This window comes from Myxococcus hansupus, assembly GCF_000280925.3.
Classification (GTDB): domain Bacteria; phylum Myxococcota; class Myxococcia; order Myxococcales; family Myxococcaceae; genus Myxococcus; species Myxococcus hansupus.
The window spans coordinates 590,061-609,273 of the sequence record NZ_CP012109.1; the positions used below are offsets into that span (position 1 = coordinate 590,061).

Consider the following 19,213-nt stretch of genomic DNA (forward strand, 5'->3'; position numbering starts at 1 on the left):
GGCGCTAGCGTTCGTTTCAGGAGAGCGGGATGAACATCGGAGAGCTGGCCTTGCGCACGGGATGCAGCGCGCGCTCCATTCGTCACTACGAGAAGGCGGGGCTGCTCGTGCCGAACCGGCGCGAGAACGGCTACCGGGACTTCGACGCGGAGTCGGTGCCCCGGGTGATGCAGGTGGCCCACTTCATCCGGATGGGGTTCTCGCTGAAGGACATCTCCTCCTTTCCGCGCTGCATGGTTCGCGAGGCCACGCGGGCCATCTGCCCGGAGGCGCTCGCGCTCCACCGTCAGCGGTTGGCGGAGCTGGACCGTCAGATGCTGGAGCTCGCGCGCCGGCGAGAGCGGCTCGTCCAGTCGCTCGATGCGAATGCCCCCAGCCGTCCTCGTCACCGCGTGAGCCACCCATGAACCGTCGCGACCTGATGAAGTCCGCCCTCGTGGGCGCCGGAGCGCTCCCGCTGCGAGGAGCGCTCGCCGCCGCTCCTGAACGGAGCAAGCGCCCCCGGCGCGCCTTTCTCCTGGTGCACGGCGCCTGGCACAACGCCCTGCACTGGACGCGTGTCGCGGAGGCGCTCGCCGCGCGGGGACATCAGGTCGTGGCCATCGACCTGCCGGGCCATGGCCTCAACGCACGGTTCCCCAGTGCCTATGTCTCGGGCAACGCGGCGGGCTTCGGTGAGGAACGCTCGCCGCAGGCGGAGGTGACACTGGAGGACTGCGCCGCCGCGGTGGTCACCGCGTTGGAGAAGCTGCGCCGTGGCGCTGGAGGCACCAGGCCCGTGCTGGTGGGGCACAGCGTGGGTGGCGCGGTCATCACCCGGGCCGGGGAGCTGGCACCGCAGCTCGTGGAGCGGCTCGTCTACCTGACCGCGTATTGCCCGCTGCGGCTGGGGAGCGCCGGCGGCTACGGCGCACTGCCCGAGGCGCATACGGGCTACGGTGAGACGCTCTTCATCGGAGACCCCGCGAAGCTGGGCGCGGTGCGCATCAACCCGCGAGGCGCCCCCGCGTACCTGGAGGCCCTCCGTGAGGCGTACTACCAGGACGTGGCGTCCACGGACTTCCTGCCCTTCGCGCTCACGCTGACGCCGGACCTGCCCCTGTCCCTCTGGACGTCGAAGGTCGGCGCGACGAAGGAACGCTGGGGACGCGTTCCTCGCAGCTACATCCGCTGTGCCCAGGACCGCGCCATCGCTCCGGCGCTCCAGGACTTGATGATTCGCGAGGCCAATGCCTTCACGCCGGGCAATGCCTTCACGGTCGAAACCCTGGAGGCCTCGCACTCGCCCTTCGCATCGCAGCCGGAGAAGCTCGCCGCGCTGCTGGATGGACTGCGCTGAGCCACGGCGTCAGGGCGCGGAGGCTGCCTGTTCCGTCGTCGCGGGATGCAGCAAGGGCGGTACTCCGGTTGGCTTGCCGTGGGCATCGAGCGCGACGAGGACGAAGCGGCCCCGCGTGCCGAGCTGACGGTCTCCGGTGAGCAGGTCCTCCGCGTAGAGGTCCACCTCCACCGTCATCGACGTGCGGCCGGTGGCGACGATGCGCGTCTCCAGCTCCACGAGCTGGCCCTGTCGGACGGGGACATGGAAGTCGACGCGCTCGCTGCTCGCGGTCACCACCGTGCGCCGTGCGTAGCGCGAGGCGCCGATGAAGGCGGCCTTGTCCATCAGCGCCAGGGCCTGGCCTCCGAACAAGGTGCCGTAGTGGTTCGTCTGCTCCGGGAAGACCATCTCGATGAGACGGACCTCGGTGATGCTGCCTGCTTCGATGCGCTGCGAGGGAGACGTCTCGGTGGTCATGGAGGGCATGGGGGCTCAGGTGGAAGACGGGTCTCGTGGAATGAGCCGGAGCAGTCCGGGCCGCGTCCCCACGAGGAGGCGCCGCGCGTCCCAGCTCCACACCTCCGTGGTGCGAGAGGGCGGAGGTCCGCCGAAGGTCGGCAGCTCGGTCCAGGGCAGGTCCGCCAGCAGCTCGCCATGGTGACCGAGGACCTGCGCGAGCGTGTCCAGCGAGTCGATGGCGCCGCCTTCGGGCGTCGGGCCCTGGCCGGTGAGGCTGTAGCTCCAGGTCCGCGGCGTGGCCTGGGTGTCGAAGTAGATGTGGAGGGAGGCGCGCGCGCTCATGCGTCACGCTCCAGCGTCAGGGCCAGGCCCTGGCCCACGCCCACGCACAAGGTCGCGAGACCTCTCCGGGCACGCTCTCGCTTCATCGCATGCACCAGCGTGGTGACGATGCGCGCTCCACTGGAGCCCAGCGGGTGACCCAGGGCGATACCGCCACCGTGGAGGTTGACGCGCTCGGGAGGAAGCTTCAGCTCCCGGATGCAGGCGAGCGCCTGCGCGGCGAACGCCTCGTTCAGCTCCACCAGGTCCACCGAGTCGTGTGCCCAGCCCGCGCGCTCCAGCGCCTTTCGGGAGGCGGGCACGGGGCCGATGCCCATGTAACGCGGGTCCACGCCCGCGCTCGCGCTGCTCACGTAGCGCGCCAGGGGTGTGGCCCCGGAGGCACGCAGCGCCTTGGCGCTCATCAGCAGCAGCGCCGACGCGCCGTCATTGAGCGTGGAGGCATTTCCCGCCGTCACGCTGCCGCCCTGTCGGAACGCGGGCTTCAGCGTGGACAGCCGCTCCAGGGACGTGTCCGCGCGGGGACCTTCGTCCGTGTCCACGCGGAGCATCGTGCCCTTGGGTTGAGGTGCCTCCACCGCGACCAGTTCGTCCGCGAAGGCCCCCAGCGTCTGGGCCGCCACGGCCTTGCGGTGAGAGGCGAGCGCGAAGCCATCCTGCGCTTCACGGGAGATGCCCCACTTCTCCGCCACGTTCTCCGCCGTCTCGCCCATCTGCTCCAGCGGGAAGCGGGCCGCGAGGCGCGGGTTGGGGTAGCGCCAGCCCAGCGCGGTGTCCCAGGACTCCCATTTGCCAGAGGGGAAGCCGTCCTCCGGCTTGGGCATGGACCAGGGGGCGCGCGTCATGGACTCCACGCCGCCCGCGAGGACGATGTCGGCCTCGCCCACCTGAATCATGCGACAGCCCTGGATGACGGCTTCCATCCCGCTGGCGCACAGCCGGTTGACGGTGACGCCGGGGACGGTGTCCGGCAGCCCGGCGAGCAGCAGCGCCATCCGGGCCACGTTGCGGTTGTCTTCGCCCGCCTGGTTGGCGCAGCCGAGGAACACCTCGTCCACGCTGGCGCCCTCCAGGGCGTTGCGCTGGAGCAGCGCGCGGAGGACGTGCGCTGCCAGGTCATCCGGCCGGACACCCTTGAGGGCGCCCCGGAACCGGCCAATGGGGGTACGGACCGCGTCGACGATGAAGGCCTCGTGCATGGGGGGCTCCGTGAGTCGTTCGCTAGAGGTAGAGGCGCTGGGGGTCGAGCTTCTCGCGCAGCAGCCGCAGCACGGACACGTCCGGCTCGGCGGCGGTCCGCAGGGCGTCGGCCGTGCGCAGCGGCCAGCCACAGGCGGCGCGCACCTGTTCGGGTGTCACGCCGGGATACACCTCGGCGAGCACCGCTTCGCCCGTGGCGTCGAAGTCGAGCACGCCCAGGTCGGTGATGATGCGGGTGGGGCCGCCGCCGGGCATGCCCAGCTCCGCGCGGCTCTTTCCGTTCACCCGGTGCCCGGGGCTGGTGACGAAGTCACACGTCTCCACGAAGGTGCGCTTGCTCATCCGCATGACGATGAGCAGCCGCCGCGCGTGGACGGCGATTTCACACGCCCCGCCGCTGCCCGGCAGCCGGACCTTGGGGTTGGCGTAATCACCGATGACGGTGGTGTTGATGTTCCCCCAGCGGTCCACCTGCGCGCCGCCGAGGAAGCCCACCTCGATGAGCCCGCGCTGGAGCATGCACTGGAAGATGTCCGCCTGACCCACGACAGCCAGCGAGTCCGTTACCAGTGACGGGTCGCCAATGGACACCGGCAGCCGCTCTGGAATGGCGCCCACCGCGCCGGACTCGTAGATCATGAACAGGCCGGGCGCATGGGTTGCCCGCGCCAGGTTGCAGGCCAGGTTGGGCAGGCCGATGCCAACGAAGACGACGTCCGCGTCTCGAAGCTCCTGCGCGGCGCGGTAGGCCATCCGCTCCGAAGCGGTGGGCGTCGCCGAAAGCTCAGTAGCCATAGTCCACCCCCTCACAGACGCGGGCCTTCGCTCGCAGCTTGTCGAGCAGCCCGGTTTCGAGCCGCGCGAGATAGCCCTGCCGGTCCTTCACGCCGTGGACGAACTCCTCCAACCACGCGCGGTACGTCTCGGGCTGGCGGGAGATGTCCTCCCACTTCACGTAGAAGTCGTTGTCCCGGTCGTGGAAGCCCTGCACGAAGCTGGGGTGGCAGCCCCACGGCTCGTGCACCACGTGGCTGACGATGATGCCGGGCACCAGCGTGCGGTTGGGGTCCTTGCGGATGCGCTCGGTGGAGACAATCTCCTCGGCGACGACGACGACCTTCTTCGCGGCGAAGGCCACCTCCTTCTGGGAGCCGAGCAGCCCCCACACCTGCGCGTTGCCCTCCGCGTCCGCGCGCTGGCAGTGGATGATGGCCACGTCCGGACGGAGCGCGGGGACGGCGGCCAACTCCTGCCCGGTGAAGGGACACGTCACCGTCTTGATGGACGGATTCACGCGGGCGATGTCGCCCCCCGCGTAGTTGTTCAGCGGCCAGAAGGGCAGCCCCGCGCTGCCCGCGAGCAGGCGCGACAGCAGCCCGAAGTGGGAGTACTCCTCCAGCTCCAGGCGCTCGGGCGAGGACGCCTCGCTGCGCCGGCGCAGCGCATGGAGGCTGCCCACGCCGGGGTTGCCCGCCCAGCTAAAGACGAGCTTTCGAACCGCGCCCGCCTCGATGAGCTGGTCATAGACGAGGTCTGGCGTCAGGCGGATGGCCGTCAGGTTCCTGCGCCCCTGCCGGATGATTTCGTGTCCGGCCGCGAAGCAGATGAGGTGCGTGAAGCCATCAATCACCAGCGAGCATCCGTCCGTCACGGATGCGGCGATGGCTTCCTTCATCGAACAGAGCTTGTTCATCGCGCGTGCCCCCGGCCTCAAATCTTCACGCCCGCGGCGGCGGGCCGAGGGAGGGTGGAGGCGACGGGGAGGGCCAGCTCCTGAAGGCACGTCTCGAGGATGCGCAGCATCACGTCCACCTCGTGCTTGCCCACGACGAGCGGGGGCGCGAAGCGGATGGTGGACTTGCCACACGACAACAGGAGCAGGCCCTTGAGGAAGGCGAGCTGCTCCAGCTCGGACACGTAGGCGCTGGCGGGCTCGCGCGTCGCCGGGTCGACGAACTCCGCGCCCACCATCAGCCCCACGCCCCGGACGTCCCCGATGACGGGGAAGCGGGTCTGCAGGTCGCGCAGCCCGCGCAGCAGGTGCTCACCGGTGTCGCGTACGGAGTCGAGCAGCCCCTCCACCACGTCCAGCGTGGCGAGCGCCGCCGCGCAGCACACGGGGTTGCCGCCGTAGGTGCTGCCGTGGGAGCCGCGAGGCCACGTCATCACGGATTCACGGGCGATGATGGCGCCCAGCGGCATGCCCGAGGCAATGCCCTTCGCGGACAGGAGGATGTCCGGCATCACCCCGAAGTGCTCCGCCGCGAACATCTTCCCCGTGCGGCCGATGCCCGACTGCACCTCGTCGAAGACGAGCAGGATGCCGTGGGTGTCGCAGATGCGGCGCAGGTGCTGGAGGAAGCTCGCCGGTGGGATGACGTAGCCGCCTTCGCCCAGGATGGGCTCCACGAAGATGGCGGCGACCTCGCGCGGGTCCACGTGGTTGACGAACCACTCGCGCTCCAGCATCAGCGCGGGATTGCACGCGTCGCCACAGGCATGGGGCGCGCAGCCGTTCGCACAGCGGTAGGGGTTCGCGTAGGGGATGTGGATGACCCCGGGCAGCAGGGGGCCGAAGAAGGCGCGCTGGGCGACCTTGGACGAGTTGAGCGAGATGGCGCCCATGGTGCGGCCGTGGAAGCCACCCTTGAACGCCACCACGTACTGGCTGCGCGTGTGGTGCCGCGCCAGCTTGAGCGCGCCCTCCACCGCCTCCGTGCCGGAGTTGGTGAGGAAGACGCGCTTGGGGCCCATCTCCGGCAGGACGCTCGCCAGCCGCTCGCACAGCCGCGAGAAGGCGTCGTAGTAGAAGTCGGTGCCGCAGATGTGCAGGAAGCGGTCCGCGGCGTCGTGGATGGCCTTCACCACGGTGGGGTGCGAGTGGCCGGTGGAGGCCACGGCGATGCCCGCCATGAAGTCGAGGAAGCGGTTGCCGTCGACGTCGTAGACCCAGGGGCCCTCGCCGCGTTCGACGACGAGCGGGTACTCCTTGATGTACGAGGGCGAGCTGTAGCGCTGGTCCACCTCGATGATGGCGCGCGCGTTGGGCCCCGGAGGAGCCACCTTCACTTCGGGATAGAGCATGGTCATGGGGTTTCCTCTCGGGGGCTTCAGCCCATCCGGGTCTGCGCCTGCTCGCGCATGAACTGGGCGACGTAGTAGGGGCCGCAGCCGCCCTTGCCGGACGCGCCGCTGCCCTTCCATCCGCAGAAGGACTGCACGCCGGGCCAGGCGCCCGTGGTCGCGCCCGTGCGGCGGTTGGCGTAGAGGACGCCGGCCTCGGCCTCGGCCATGAATCGCTCCACGTCCGCGGCGTCGCGGCTGAAGACGCCGGCGGTGAGGCCGTACTCGCAGTCGTTGGCCATCCGCAGCGCCTCGTCCAACGTGCGGAAGCCCGTCACGCCGACGAAGGGGAGGAACAGCTCGTCCCGCATCAGCCGGTGCCCGTGGGACAGCGCCACCACGGTGGGGGCGACGAAGTGGCCCTGGGCCAGCGCGCCGTCCAGGCGCAGCCGCTCGCCGCCCGTCACGATGGCGCCATCGCGGCGCGCCTCGTCCACCGCGCGCTCGAAGCGCCGCACCGCCGCCGCGTTGATGACGGGGCCGGTGAAGACGGAGGCGAGCGACGGGTCTCCCACCGCCGCGGACCGGGCCTTGCTCGCCAGTCCTTCCGTGAAGTCGTTCAGCAGGGACTCATGCACGTAGATGCGGGACAGCGCGCTGCACTTCTGGCCCGACAGCCCGAAGGCGGAGCGGAAGCACCCCTCGATGGCGGCCTCCAGGTCCGCGTCGCGGCAGACGATGGCCGGGTTCTTCCCGCCCAGCTCCAGGAAGCACGGCCGCACGCGGCCCGTGGACAGCTCGCGGTGGATGTCCATGCCCACGGCCTTGCTGCCGGTGAACGAGACGCCGTCCACGCCCGGGTGACGCACCAGCGCGGCGCCCAGCGACTCGCCTTCGCCGTGCACCACCTGGAAGACGCCGGGCGGCAGGCCCGCGTCGGTGAGCGCCTGGTGCAGGCCCTCGGCGCACCACGGGGCGTCTTCACTGGGCTTGAGGATGACGGTGTTGCCACCCAGCAGCGCGCCGCCGCTCATGCCCGCGGCGAGCGCCAGCGGGAAGTTGAAGGGCGAGATGACGGCGAACACTCCGTAGGGCCGCAGGACGCTGCGCGTGTCCTCGTTCGGGGACAGTCGCGCCATGGGCCGAGAGAAGCCCTCCGCCTGCTCCAGTTGGCTGGCGTAGTAGCGCAGCAGGTCCGCGGACTCCTCCACGTCTCCGAGCGACTCCAGGCGGCTCTTGCCCACCTCCAGCGTCATCCGTGCGGACAGCTCCAGGCTCCGCGCGGAGATGAGGTCCGCGGCAGCGCGGAGGATGCGCACGCGCTCCTGCCAGGGCGTGGCGCCCCAGGCGCGCTGGGCTTCGCGGGCCACGCGCACCACCCGGTCCAGCTCGCTGACGGGCGTGCGGTGGAACGTGGCGAGCAGCTCGTCCGGCTTCGCCGGGTTGCGGCTCTCCAGCAGGTCGCCGCTCCGGAACGCCTCCCCCGCAATCCATGAAGGAAGCGCCGCGCCCAGCGAGCCGCGCACGGTGTCGAGTGCTTCGTCGAACCGCGCGTGCAGCTCGGACATGTCGGCATCCAGCACCGAGTAGGTGATGCGGAAACTCATGGCTCCCTCCGGAAGTAGTGGTTGATGCCTTGCGCGAGCGTGTCGACGAGCACGTCGACCTCGGCCTCGGTGATGACCAGCGGGGGCCCGAGCATCAGCAGGTCCCCGTTCGTTCCATCCGCGTGGCCGGTGTTGGACCAGAGGACGAGGCCGCGCTCGAACAGCTCGGCCAGCAGGCCCTCCACCACCTTGCGTGCGCGGGGGAAGGGCCGCCGGGTGGGGAGGTCCTCCACGAACTCGATGCCCGCCATCAGGCCCACGCCCTGCACCGAGCCCACGTGGGGCAGGGACAGCAGCGCCTCGCGCAGCCGCCGCTGGAGGTGCTCACCCACGCGCGCCGCATGCGCCACCAGGTCGTGCCGCTCGTAGTAGTCCAGCACCGCGAGCCCGGCCGCCGTCATCGCGGGGGCCTGGAGATACGTCTGCGCGTGCATGAAGCCGCCCGAGCCGAGCCGCATCTCCTCCAGGTGTGTCTGCTTCACGAGCAGCGCGCTCAGGGGCGCATAGCCCCCGCTGATGCCCTTGCCGAGCACGAGCACGTCCGGGGTGAAGTCGAACAGCACACTGGCGAAGAAGCGACCGGTGCGGCCGCAGCCGCACATGACCTCATCGGCGATGGTGAGGATTCCGTACTCACGGCACAGCGCGCTCACGCGCTCGAAGTAGCCGGGCGGCGGCGGCGAGGCGCCGGCCGAGGAGCCAATCACGGGCTCCGCGATGAAGGCGGCGATGGTGTCCGGCCCCTCGCGCTGGAGCGTCTCCTCCAACAGCCGGACGTAGTGCTCCGCGCCGTCGCGCGCGTAGTCCTCCAGGCCGGAGCGGTACGGGTAGGGCGCGGGCGTGGTGACGACCTCCGCCAGCATGGGGCCGAAGAACGTCTTGTAGTGAGGCCGCCCGGACAGCGAGAGGGCATACAGCGTGTTGCCGTGATAGCCGGGCACGCGCGCGATGACCTTCGTGCGCTGCGTCTGCCCGCGCTCCACCCAGAGCTGGCGGACGAACTTCACCGCGGCCTCCACGGCCTCGGAGCCCGAGCCCAGGAAGGCGGCGCGGTCCAGCCCTGGCGGCGCGAGCGCGCACAGGCGTGACGCGAGCTGCTCCGTCACCTCGGTGGTGAAGTGCGTGCCGTTGACGTACGCGACGCGGAGGAGCTGCTCGTGGATGCGGTCCACCACCTCGCGGTTGCCGTGGCCCACGCTGGCGACGAGCGCGCCGGCGGAGGCGTCCAGGTAGCGCTTGCCGCTCGCGTCGAAGAGGTGGACGCCCTGTCCGTGCGTCACCACGGGGAAGTCGCGCGCGAGGTTGCGCAGCAGGACATTCCCGTCGGGGTAGCGCACCGCCTGTCGGCCTTCGTCCCGCATCGTCCGTCCTCCACGCAGCGCGGACGACCGAGGTCGCCCGACAGGGCTCCCGCGTGGAAGAAGGGCTGTCACGGTGCGCGCGCGTCAGCGCACACCAGGCTCGTGAAGAGCCCACGGACCGACCTTCGCCCCCACGGGCGACTGGAGGCACGAATGGAAAGGGGTCGGAAAAGCCGAGGCGCGCGAGGACTCGTCGAGTCGTCAGCACTGCTCGGACCTTCCGGCCGTCCCACGCGGCTCCAGGTCGAAACCGTCCGTGGATTTCTCCCACGGGCGGATGCGGGCAGGTCTTCGGACTCGTGAGCGTGTCGGCCAGGGGCCGGCTTCCTACTGCTCGTCGCTTCCCAGCTCCCAGGGGGAACCAGTGCGTGTGACGAGGTTCGTTCTCACTTACCGCTGCGGGGCAGTCCCGGATTCACACCGGGTTCCCTATTAAGCCTGGGCCAACGTGGCTCAGGCACCAGCACGGGGCGGTTTGTACTGTCGGGCTTCTTGGACTGTCAAGGCGCGTGGACTCGCCGCGAGGGAAGGACGACAGCGGGGCCGTGCGAATTAACCTCTGTCGCGGTCAGGTGTTTCACCCCCGAAGACGGCGCGTTCATGGGCTGCAACTTTCATCGCGATGCCGGTGTTGGAGGCCAGGATGATGACCGTGGGTGGGATACTTCCTTCGGCTTCCTGGAGCTGCTGACGCCATGACCGCACCGTTGACTCGCCGTCACTTGCTGCGCGCTCTGGGAATGACGGGCGCGGGGCTCGCCTTGGCCCCGGGCTCTTGGAGTCGCGCGTTCGCGGCCAGTGTGCAGCCTCCCGCGCGTCGCACATTGGTGACTGTCTTCCTGCGCGGAGGCGTGGATGGTCTCTCCCTGGTGCCGCCGGTGGAGGATGCGGCCTACCACCGGGCGCGTCCCACGCTGGCACTCCAGGCAAGGGGGCCGGGCGCCGCGTTGAAATTGTCGGGGCCCTTCGGGCTGCACCCGAGACTCGAAGCGTTGATGCCGCTATGGCGTGAAGGCCAGCTCGCGGTGCTGCATGGCGTGGGGCTTCCGGAGCCGGTGCGCTCCCACTTCGATGCGCAGGACTTCGTGGAGTCTGGGACGCCGGGGCGCAAGTCGACGCCGGATGGTTGGCTCAACCGCGCGTTGGACGAGGCTGACGGCGCCGCGCTGCGCGCCGTGGCGTTGCAGCCCACGTTGCCTCGGGCGTTGTTCGGTGACGCGGGCGCGGTGGCCATGGGGCGCTTGGAGGAGTTTCGTCTGCGGGGCGGGCGCCGGGAGGAGGAGGCAGCGCAAGGCTTCAACGCGCTCTATGCCGGTGCGGTGGATGAGGCGCTGCGCATGACAGGGCAGGGCGCCTTCGATGCGATGTCCCTGCTGGATGAGGACCGGCTCGCGAAGCTGTCCTCGCGCTCACAGGTCGACTATCCGAAGGGCCCACTGGGGGCGCGGCTGCGTGACATCGCGCGGCTCATCCACGGTGAGGTGGGCCTGGAGGTGGCCGCCACGGAGCTGGGGGGCTGGGATACCCACGCCGCCCAGGGCGTGGCGACAGGCACCTTCGCCAATCGCTGTCAGGAACTCGGCGGCGCGCTGGCAGCTTTCGCGCGGGACCTGGGACCTCGGCTGGAGCAGGTCACGGTGGTGGTGCTCACCGAGTTCGGCCGCACGGTGAGAGAGAATGGCAGCCGTGGCACGGACCACGGCGTGGGCAGCGCGATGCTCGTCCTGGGCGGTGGCGTGAAGGGTGGCAAGGTCTACGGACGTTTCGAATCCTTGGAGCCGGACCGTTTGCAGGACGGGCGAGACGTGCCCGCCTGGACGGACGTGCGCGCACCGCTGGCGGAAGTCCTGAGCGCCTGTCGGCCCGGTGTGTCACTGGCCAAGGTGTTTCCAGGTTTCACGCCACGGTCATCGCTGGGGCTGTTCGGTTAGCGGGTTCGCGATGAGGTGAGTCATTTCCCCTCCAGATGTGCAGGTGGCGCTGGCGTGACACGCGGGCCGTTCTGTTGCGCGTCGGAGAGGCCACCCGTATGCTCGTTCACTCGGAGTCGTGGCGGCTGGGGTGTATCGCGTCGTGGCCGCCCGAGGGGGAATCGTGAATGGCTTTACACGGTGGCTGGGGTTGCTTCCCGTCATGGCTTTGCTGGCCTGCGTGGAAGACCGCTCGGCGCCGGCGAGTTCGTTGGTGACGCGGTTTCCGGCGGAACAGCCGCTCAAGCTTCAGCCCTCGCAAGAGGGCGCGTTCGTCGTCCAGGCGATGAACGAAGACGCGTTTGCGGTGGATGACGTCGAGGTCATGTTCCTCGAACTGGATGATGACCGTTTTGAATTGTTGGAGGCGCAGGATTCCGGCCCGGTGGTCCGGACCACGGCCGTTGATGAGGGAACCGGACTGCGAGGCGCCGCGCGACTGCGCTTCCGAGTGAAGCCGGATGCTCCATATGGCGTCGCGCAGCTCGCCGCTTCACTTGTCCGGCCGGAGCATGGCGGAGCGACAGATGCCGCCACGGCCAGCAGCCTGGCCCAGGTCTCGGTGGAGATCGTCCCCGACATCTTGAAGGTCCGGCTCACGCCCCATCCGGTGGAGCCCCTCGTCTTGAAGGTCGGCGCGACTGAGAAACAGTACGTCTATGTGCAGGCCGTGGATGACCAGGGCCAGCCCATCGACAAGCTGGAAATCTACGCGGAGGTCTTTGGCGGTGTGGATTCGCCCGTGGCACTGATGGATGGCGATACAGCGCACGCCCGTTCCACGCGGACCACGGACGTCGACATCGTCATGGGGATGGTAACGGTCGGCGTCGTCCGGTGGGAGGTCCGCCTGAAGGGGGCTGTGACGACGCCCACCACGGCGCAGGTGCGGTTTGGACTGGTGGGAGGCGGAGGGGCAGGCGCCGAGTCGCGGACAGGCAAGTTCGACATCCAGATTGTTCCCGCCGACGCGGAGCCCGCGCGATGAGCACGCTCCGCATGATTTCGCGCAGGTTGGCGAGGTTGTTACCCACGGCGCTGTTGTTCCTTTCGACTGGCGCCGGGGCATCGGAGACGCCGGCTGATGGGACGCTGGGGCCGGCGCTCTGCAAGTTGTTCGAGAGTGGTACTCGGGGATACACCCTACGGTGCCCCAAGCGCGTGGACCCCTACCGAGGTGAGAACACGCGGCTTCATGCCACGTACAAGATTGACGGTGGTGAGCCCAAGCAGGCCGAGGTCTTTGGCGACGCGACTTCGTGGATGGTGCACATCTCCCATCGCGTGAATCCTGGGGATGAGGTTCGGGTCGGGCTCACCTACTACTTCACTCCGACTGAAGCCGTGAAGCAGGCGCTCCGGGAAGAGCTTCGGAAGTTCGACCTGTCGCTGGTGGAGAAGATCGAGCAGGCACTGGTTCTCCATAAGAGTCGGTGGAAGGAGCAGTTCTCCATCGACCCAGCGGAGGGCCCCTTCGAGCTGCTCAAATCCTCCCGCCTGCGAGACGATACTCCAACCATCCCAGCCCTGTTGGCGGAGGTGGGGTTCAAGCAGGACGCCTCCACTCGGCGGTGGGCTCCGACGGACGTGACGTTGAGCCGTCTCAACCTGAGGGCCATGCAGGAGGCGACGTCAGGTGTGCTCGACTCAGAGGAGTTCGAGCTTGCCGAGGGCGGCTCCCGTCATTGTCTGGAGCTGCTTGAAGAGGGAACACTGGGCACCACCCCTCGAGGGCTCATCGATACGGCCACACGTTGTCTGGTCAAGGCCGAGTCGCTGGCCCCTCCACCCGAGGGCGCCGCGCCGAAGACCGCGTGCAAGGACCTCTTCAGTGTCCCGCTCTCGAAGATGAAAGCGCAGGGATGGCCCGCCTCGGGCAAGGCCATTGAGGATGTGCTCAAGGACTTGGGCGACGCTCAGTCCAACGGCGTGAACCAAAAGTGTGAAGAGAAGACGCTGACGGGACTGAGCTCCTCCGGACATCTGCTGGTGCTGGCTCGCCATCAGGCAGCCCTTGCCCCAGCGGAGGCCGCGCATCGCGAACGCGTGGAGCGGATGGCTGCGGTCATCGTGGTCACCGATGAGTGGGCGGATGGCAAGGAGGACATCTTGAAGGCCGAGGCAGCGCGGCGGGGGTACTCGTTGTCGTCCGGCGCCGTCTATCTCACGAGGATGGATGACCTCGTCTATCCTATCGCGGTCTCTGTATGTCCTTTTGACTGTCTCAGGGGCGACGAGCAGTTCTGGCATGGGGGCCTCCAGCGAGATCGGATTCTTCGCTCCCTTTCCGTGGAGATTGGCGTCGCGGCGTTGACCGCGGACAACCATGGTGATGCGCGACGGAAGGGGGGGCCGGGATTCCTCCTGGGGGCGAGTTGGCAGGTGCTCGCGCCCTTCAAGCTCAGTGGCGGGACGCTGTTCTTCGAGAACCAAGAGAACCGAGGATGGCAGTTCGACGGCTTCGTGGGCGTGACGCTGGATGCGGCGAAGGCCGTCGAGATGATGGGGATTCTGGGTGTGACGGTCCCCGTGCAGCTCACGAACACCGGGTCCCGGTCTGTTCCTGCGAACCCTACCCGCTAGGAGTCACCATGCTGGCCATCAGAATCCTCCAGAACACCCTGACGAGCGGGGCCCCGTTTTCGATTCGAGTGATGAATGGGACGATCAGCGATGTCACTTTCACGCTGGAGGTCGAGGGGCAAGCCCGGAGTTTCGCCATCGATGGTGGTCAGCCCCAGGCTCGCATCACGCTCCAGGTGCCGGGCGGTGTTCCGACCATTTTCCAGGTGGAGGCGTGGGGAACCGCCGACGTTGGGAGCCAGGTCACGGTGACCGCCGAGTCGCCTGGTAAGCCGACGCGCTCCAAGCGCGCGACGGTTGGTATTTGAGAGCAGCCCTGGCGCGTTGACAGCAAGGGAGCGGCACTCCTCCGCCGCTCCCTCGGGGCCGTGTTCCTGACCTCGATTCACGGCCCGACGGACATCAGGCGCAGCAGTGCGACGTACCGCAGGGCGTGAACAGACAGCTTCGCTGCGTGGGCGTGGGGTTGCTGGGGCACGTGGCTTCGGTGTCGCCACCGGTGATGAACGCCAGCGTCGCGTCGTCCAGCTCCATGACGGAGGCGGGGCTGTCGGGCAGCGCGGCGCGCTCCGCGTCGGTCAGGCTGTCGTAGTAGTCGGCATCACGCCAGGCGCGGAGGATGTGCTTCTTGTCGCTGTGGCTCATGGTGCTGCTCCTCGTGGGTTGTTGAGGGACTGCCTGCGGACCGCCAACCCTTGCGGTGCCGGAGTTCGTTGGAGACGCGGCCGTGTCAGGTGCCGGGTGGGGCCACGGACAGCAGGTCTGGCAGTGGCTCCGGGGCCGCGAGCCGCGCCAGGCCGTAGGCGATGCCCGAGAGCCCCACCATCAACCCTGGCGTCTCGATGCTTCCGGGCAGGCCGTGGAGCGGGCCATGGGCGTCGAGGCTTTGGAGGATGCCGCCGGCGATTCGATACGTGCGGTGCAGGAGGTCGTCGTCGCGCAGGGCACGCGCCGCCTCCAACAGGAAGAGGGCGTTGCCCAGGTCTCCGTGACAAAGGCCATGGTTGGAGCCGAAGCCTCTTTCGAGCGTGACGCTGACGGCCGCGGAGACCTCCTCGCGCACGGTGGCATCATCGAGCAGCGGAAGCCCGGCCACCCGCGCCAGCCCGATGCCCGGGGCGCCGTTGCACCAGCCGTACATGAAGCTCGGGCCGCCTCCACCACCGTGCGTGCCCGTGTTTTCGCGCAGGTCGGGCCAGTTTCGCGCCACGGGCGAATAGAGGCTCCGCTCGTACTCCAGCGCGGCGAGGGCCGTGGCGCGAAACCTCGCTTCACCCGTGGCGGAGGACAGCCGCAGCAGCGCCAGGGCGATGCCCGCTGTTCCGTGAGACAACCCGCAGAGGGCCTGTCCTCCCGAGGATGGCGCGGGCCAACCCACGCCGTGTGCCTGGGGCTGTGCTCGCTGGACCAGCCGTTCCCCGCAGGTTCGCGCCAGACGCAACGCTTTGTCTGAAGGACACAGCGCCAGGAGCGCGAGGATGCTGCCCGCGCTTCCCGCGCCCAGGTCCAGGTGTTCGTCCTGTTCCACTTCCGGCGCGACATGGTCGAGGAGCGCATCGGCCAGCTCGTGCAGCGACGCGTCTCGCCACAGTGCGCCCAGATGCGCCAGGGCGTAGAGGATGCCGCCCCAACCATTGAGAATGCCGATTCCACGCACCTGCGTGGGGGCTTCCTCCAGTCTCCAGGCCAGGTGACGGACGGCGCCACGCGCGGCGTGGGTGAGCCGTTCATCCGATGTCAGCGCGCCGAGATACCCCAGTGCCAGTGCGATGCCGGGGAGCCCCTGGTACAGGTCCACGCCGGCCTGGACGAGTTGCAGCTCCTTCGATGGCATGAAGTCGAGCGACAGCCAGTGGGAATGGCCTGCTCCCGAGAAGGACAGGGCCACCACCCGCTCGCTGATGCGCCGTGCCGCCGCCAGGAGTGCTTCGGGATGGGCCGGCTCGGAGGCTTCCCGGAACGCATAGGAGGGGCGCGGCGCGGCGGGTGGGTTCGTCAGTCGGACCCGGTCCAACGTGCTCCGCAGCAGGGCGGTCTGTCTCAGGTGGTCCTCTGGTGACAGGTGCTCCAGTCTGCGTCGCGCGCGCTCCAGGCCGGTGTCGTCGAAGAAGCCTGGGAGGTGCCGGCCCGTGCCCGACCACAAATCGCGGGAGCCGGGCAGGGTGGTGAAATGCGGGACGTCACCGCGCTGCAACTCCTCCTGCTCCAGCGGGATGAGCGTCTCCAGATACGGGCGCTCCTTCACCGTGAGCCAGAGGTGGTCGAAGAAGCGCTGGCGGTCCAGTGCGTCCCCCAGGGCGTGGGGATGCAGGCTCTCGTGGAGCAGGGCGCCGTAGCTGGTCGTGTCGCGGAAGAGCACGCGCGTGGGCGCGCCCGCGAAGGCATCCAGGGGGCCTTCAGAGGCGAGGAGTGCGTCGCGGTGCTCGGTCAGCAACCGGTACATGTGCGTGAAGCCCGTGCTGAGCGCTTCCATGTGCTCGGCCGCGGCGAGCGACTGGCCGTCATGCCGAGGGCGATTGTCCGCGGCGGGAATCTCCAGCCGCCGTCGCTCGAAGCGCAGCCGGTCCGTGCCGTGCTCCTTGGGCATGAGGTAGCCCAGCGGCGTGAGCTGGGGAGCGCTGTTTCCCAGCGCGCTGAAGTCCACCTCCGTGCCGTCGCGCGAGCGCCAGATGGGCTGGGGCAACAGCCCGCTCTTGAGCACCGTTCCATCCAGCACCGTGCCGGGCTGGGACTCGACCTCCCGCATCGAGCGGGCGAGCGTGTACGGATGAAAGAGCGTCTCCAGGTCCACCAGGACGGGGTGCTCGCCCGCCGCGATGAGGTTCTCGTAATGCATGTCGATGACGTCCATCGCGTACAGCAGTGCGATGAGGCCGCCCTGCCGCTCGTGGAAGCGCCGCACCGCTTCAGCCGAGTCACAGGGGGCGGCTCGAACGAACTCCATCCACCCGTAATCATCGCGGGGGAGGACCTCCACCGTGCGCAGCGAAGGTGTGAGTCCTCGCGCGTTCAGCCACGCGAGGAGGTGCTGGAACGCGGCCTCCGCGGCGAGCGGGCGGGGCTTGTACACAAGTTGGAGTCCTGACTCGAAGCGCAGCACGGACACGCTCCGCCCACCTCGATGTGGGTCGGACAGGCCGCCTTGTACCTCCACCAACCTCCCGGGTGCTTCGCCGCCGTTGAAGTGACGCCACAGCGCGGGGGCATCCTGGGCCAGCCGCTGCATCAGCTCCAGGCTCGCGTGTTCCCAAGAGGCGATGCGTTCGACGGCCTGTCGCGCGAGCACGGGGTAGCGGCCGAGGATGTCGAGCGCCACCGCCCGGTGGCGGAGCTGGCGGACGAAGTCCTGGAAGCGGGCTTCCGATGTGGTTCCCTGAAGCCTGTCTTCGAGTTGCGCCGCGTGAAGCTCCACTGCGAGTGCGCGCCCCAGCAACGGCAGCAGCAGCCGGGGCAGCGGCGCGAGCAGCATGTGCGCAGCGCGGTCAGGGGTGAAGGGTGCGTCAGGCGTCTTGCGCGCTTCGTCGGCCAATGCGGACAGGAGTCGTGCATGGGCCGTGTGAACCAGCGGCTCCACCAGCGCGAGGAGCGGCGCGCCCGGTGGCGTGGGCTGTGGCCACGTCAGGGGCTCCGCGGGTGGACCGGCATACGCGCGTTCAATGTCAGTCATCCAGGGAGGAGCGCTGCCCATGCGTTCACGCAGGGCTTCGGCGGGCTCTCCGAGCAGGGTGTGCAACTCCTGCTCCGTGACACTCGACGTCCGCAGCCGCTGGGCCCAGATGGAGTCAAGTGACAGCGGCTCTTGCCTGCGCCAGCGCTCCAGGCGGCGCTTCGCGCGGGCCTCGTCGACAGGGGGAGACGCGGCCACGTCACGCAAGGACGGAAGCCGCTCCTCCAGGAAATGGCCCAGCACCCACTGCGACATCACGCCTGCTCCCATCCAGGTCGAGGCCTGGCGTGTTCGAGTCGTTCGACGGCGTGTCTGTGACGGAGTTGCTCAATGACTATCGTGCACCTTCATCGCCGCCTGTGCCAGGGGGGGCTTGGCGGTGGTGCTGGCGTGCCACGCGGCGTCATGGCCATGTCGCTTCGCGTTGTGGACTGAGGCAGACTGGCGCCATGCTTCGCCTGCGCCGCATGCTCATCATCGCACTCGCCACCTTCGGGACGTGTTACCTCGCGTTGTGCATTGCGGTGTTCGCGCTGCAACGCTCCTTGCTCTATCCGGCGCCGAAGGGCACGCCGCCGTTGTCGACCATCAAGGACTTCAGCCGCCTTCCCCTGAGCGGAGGCCTGTACGTGGACCTGTTCTATCTGCCGGCGTTTCCTGGCGCGCCCACGGTGGTGCACTTCCATGGGAATGGTGAAGAGGTCCTGACGCAAGTGGGGCTGGGGTCCTTGATGGAGGAGCGCGGCCTGGGCTTCCTGGCCGTCGAGTACCCGGGCTACGGCGCGTCACCCGGCAAGCCCACGGAGGAGGGCATCTACGAGGCCGCGGAGGCCGCGCTGCGCTGGCTGCGTGAGCAGGGCGTGACGGTGCAGCAGACCGTGCTCAGTGGCCGCAGCCTGGGCACGGGCGTGGCGGTGGAGATGGCGCGCCGAGGGCACGGCGCCCGGGTCATGCTGGTGAGTCCGTACACCTCCATCCCCGACATCGGCGCCTCGGCATTCCCCTACTTGCCCGTGGGCCTGCTCGCGCGTGACCGGTACGACACCGCGTCCAAGGCGGCCTCGGTGACGCTGCCCGTGCTCATCATCCATGGCGAGGAGGACGACCTCATTCCGGTGGCCATGGGCCGCAAGCTGGGGACGCTCTTCCCCCATGCCGTGGTCGAGACAGTGGCCGGGGCGGGGCACAACGATGTCCTCGAGGACCTTGCCAAGGTGTACAAACACCGCATGGCGTCATTCGCGCTCGGAGAGCCTTGACGCTGTCTGTCAATGTCTCCAGCCTGACAACGCCTGTTGCGTGTCTGGTTTGTGAGGATTGGGAGTGGAAGGCTGCGCGGCGCTTCAATCCCCCTTCGAGTGCAAGGAGATGCCCATGCGAAGCGCCATGGCCGTGTTGGTGTCGTTGAGTGCGTCGTTCCTGATGGCTTGCGGACCGGTCGCGGAGCCGGGTGAAGATGAGCTGACGGCCGAGTCCCTCGAACTCATCTCCCCGGTCTGTGGCGACGGCGTGTGCTGCATGGAGTACCAGTCGGAGTGCCCTATCGACTGTCCCTGGGGGGATGGCGGCATGGGCGACCGGATGTGTTACGTCGCCTGGTAGGCCTTGGGTAGCTTGCCCTTCGCGGCCCGAAGCACGGA

At 68.8% G+C, this 19,213-nt stretch carries 18 protein-coding genes and 1 riboswitch; of the genes, 8 read left to right on the forward strand and 10 right to left on the reverse strand.

Going from position 1 to position 19,213, the window contains the following annotated elements; all coding sequences use genetic code 11:
• The first annotated feature begins 29 nt into the window (after positions 1-29).
• Both A176_RS02420 and A176_RS02425 read left to right on the forward strand, forming a co-directional pair.
• On the forward strand, positions 30-407 hold the full coding sequence (locus tag A176_RS02420; RefSeq protein WP_002636969.1) for a MerR family transcriptional regulator: 378 nt from the start codon (positions 30-32) through the stop codon (positions 405-407).
• Complete coding sequence (locus tag A176_RS02425; protein ID WP_002636968.1) at positions 404-1,339, forward strand: alpha/beta fold hydrolase; 936 nt, start codon at positions 404-406, stop codon at positions 1,337-1,339. Before A176_RS02420 ends, A176_RS02425 begins: the two co-directional genes overlap by 4 nt.
• Before the next feature lie 9 nt (positions 1,340-1,348).
• Here A176_RS02425 and A176_RS02430 read toward each other — a convergent pair whose 3' ends face one another.
• From A176_RS02430 to A176_RS02465, 8 genes are read right to left on the reverse strand one after another with little or no spacing between them, the layout of a single operon-like run.
• Positions 1,349-1,807: an acyl-CoA thioesterase gene (locus A176_RS02430; RefSeq protein WP_002636967.1), complete on the reverse strand. Its 459-nt coding sequence runs from the start codon at positions 1,805-1,807 to the stop codon at positions 1,349-1,351.
• A 6-nt stretch (positions 1,808-1,813) separates the two neighbouring features.
• A complete protein-coding gene (locus A176_RS02435) occupies positions 1,814-2,122 on the reverse strand; it encodes a hypothetical protein (protein WP_002636966.1) in 309 nt (102 codons plus the stop codon).
• Positions 2,119-3,321, reverse strand: coding sequence for a thiolase family protein (locus A176_RS02440; protein ID WP_002636965.1), 1,203 nt, complete (start codon positions 3,319-3,321; stop codon positions 2,119-2,121). The genes A176_RS02435 and A176_RS02440 overlap by 4 nt, the downstream gene beginning before the upstream one ends.
• A gap of 22 nt (positions 3,322-3,343) precedes the next feature.
• Entirely contained in the window at positions 3,344-4,117 is a 774-nt protein-coding gene (locus A176_RS02445; protein WP_044889763.1) for a CoA-transferase subunit beta, read from the reverse strand.
• A complete protein-coding gene (locus A176_RS02450; protein WP_002636963.1) occupies positions 4,107-5,015 on the reverse strand; it encodes a CoA transferase subunit A in 909 nt (302 codons plus the stop codon). Before A176_RS02450 ends, A176_RS02445 begins: the two co-directional genes overlap by 11 nt.
• A gap of 17 nt (positions 5,016-5,032) precedes the next feature.
• Entirely contained in the window at positions 5,033-6,412 is a 1,380-nt protein-coding gene (locus tag A176_RS02455) for an acetyl ornithine aminotransferase family protein (protein WP_002636962.1), read from the reverse strand.
• A gap of 20 nt (positions 6,413-6,432) precedes the next feature.
• Entirely contained in the window at positions 6,433-7,992 is a 1,560-nt protein-coding gene (locus tag A176_RS02460) for an aldehyde dehydrogenase family protein (protein ID WP_002636961.1), read from the reverse strand.
• Positions 7,989-9,353: an aminotransferase family protein gene (locus A176_RS02465; RefSeq protein WP_002636960.1), complete on the reverse strand. Its 1,365-nt coding sequence runs from the start codon at positions 9,351-9,353 to the stop codon at positions 7,989-7,991. Before A176_RS02465 ends, A176_RS02460 begins: the two co-directional genes overlap by 4 nt.
• A 265-nt stretch (positions 9,354-9,618) precedes the next feature.
• Positions 9,619-9,833, reverse strand: a riboswitch (cobalamin riboswitch).
• A gap of 371 nt (positions 9,834-10,204) precedes the next feature.
• Here A176_RS02465 and A176_RS02470 point away from each other — a divergent pair.
• From A176_RS02470 to A176_RS02485, 4 genes are all read left to right on the forward strand, one after another.
• Entirely contained in the window at positions 10,205-11,284 is a 1,080-nt protein-coding gene (locus A176_RS02470) for a DUF1501 domain-containing protein (RefSeq protein WP_237076907.1), read from the forward strand.
• A 202-nt stretch (positions 11,285-11,486) separates the two neighbouring features.
• Positions 11,487-12,311 (forward strand): hypothetical protein, encoded by an 825-nt coding sequence (locus tag A176_RS02475; protein WP_044889762.1) that lies wholly within the window; start codon positions 11,487-11,489, stop codon positions 12,309-12,311.
• Positions 12,312-12,484: 173 nt separating this feature from the next.
• Entirely contained in the window at positions 12,485-13,906 is a 1,422-nt protein-coding gene (locus tag A176_RS02480; protein ID WP_002636957.1) for a hypothetical protein, read from the forward strand.
• A gap of 8 nt (positions 13,907-13,914) precedes the next feature.
• A complete protein-coding gene (locus A176_RS02485) occupies positions 13,915-14,214 on the forward strand; it encodes a hypothetical protein (RefSeq protein WP_044889761.1) in 300 nt (99 codons plus the stop codon).
• 94 nt (positions 14,215-14,308) lie between these two features.
• On the opposite strand, the gene A176_RS02490 is transcribed toward A176_RS02485, so the two are convergent.
• Both A176_RS02490 and A176_RS02495 read right to left on the reverse strand, forming a co-directional pair.
• The gene (locus A176_RS02490; protein ID WP_002636956.1) at positions 14,309-14,551 is read right to left on the reverse strand and encodes a mersacidin/lichenicidin family type 2 lantibiotic; all 243 of its coding nucleotides are present in this window, start codon (positions 14,549-14,551) and stop codon (positions 14,309-14,311) included.
• A gap of 85 nt (positions 14,552-14,636) precedes the next feature.
• Complete coding sequence (locus A176_RS02495; protein ID WP_002636955.1) at positions 14,637-17,828, reverse strand: type 2 lanthipeptide synthetase LanM family protein; 3,192 nt, start codon at positions 17,826-17,828, stop codon at positions 14,637-14,639.
• Between the two features lie 194 nt (positions 17,829-18,022).
• On the opposite strand from A176_RS02495, the gene A176_RS02500 reads away from it, so the two are divergent.
• The gene (locus A176_RS02500; protein WP_002636954.1) at positions 18,023-18,832 is read left to right on the forward strand and encodes an alpha/beta hydrolase; all 810 of its coding nucleotides are present in this window, start codon (positions 18,023-18,025) and stop codon (positions 18,830-18,832) included.
• Positions 18,833-18,947: 115 nt separating this feature from the next.
• Positions 18,948-19,175, forward strand: a complete 228-nt coding sequence (locus tag A176_RS02505) for a hypothetical protein (RefSeq protein WP_144429486.1) — start codon at positions 18,948-18,950, stop codon at positions 19,173-19,175.
• Positions 19,176-19,213: the final 38 nt, after the last annotated feature.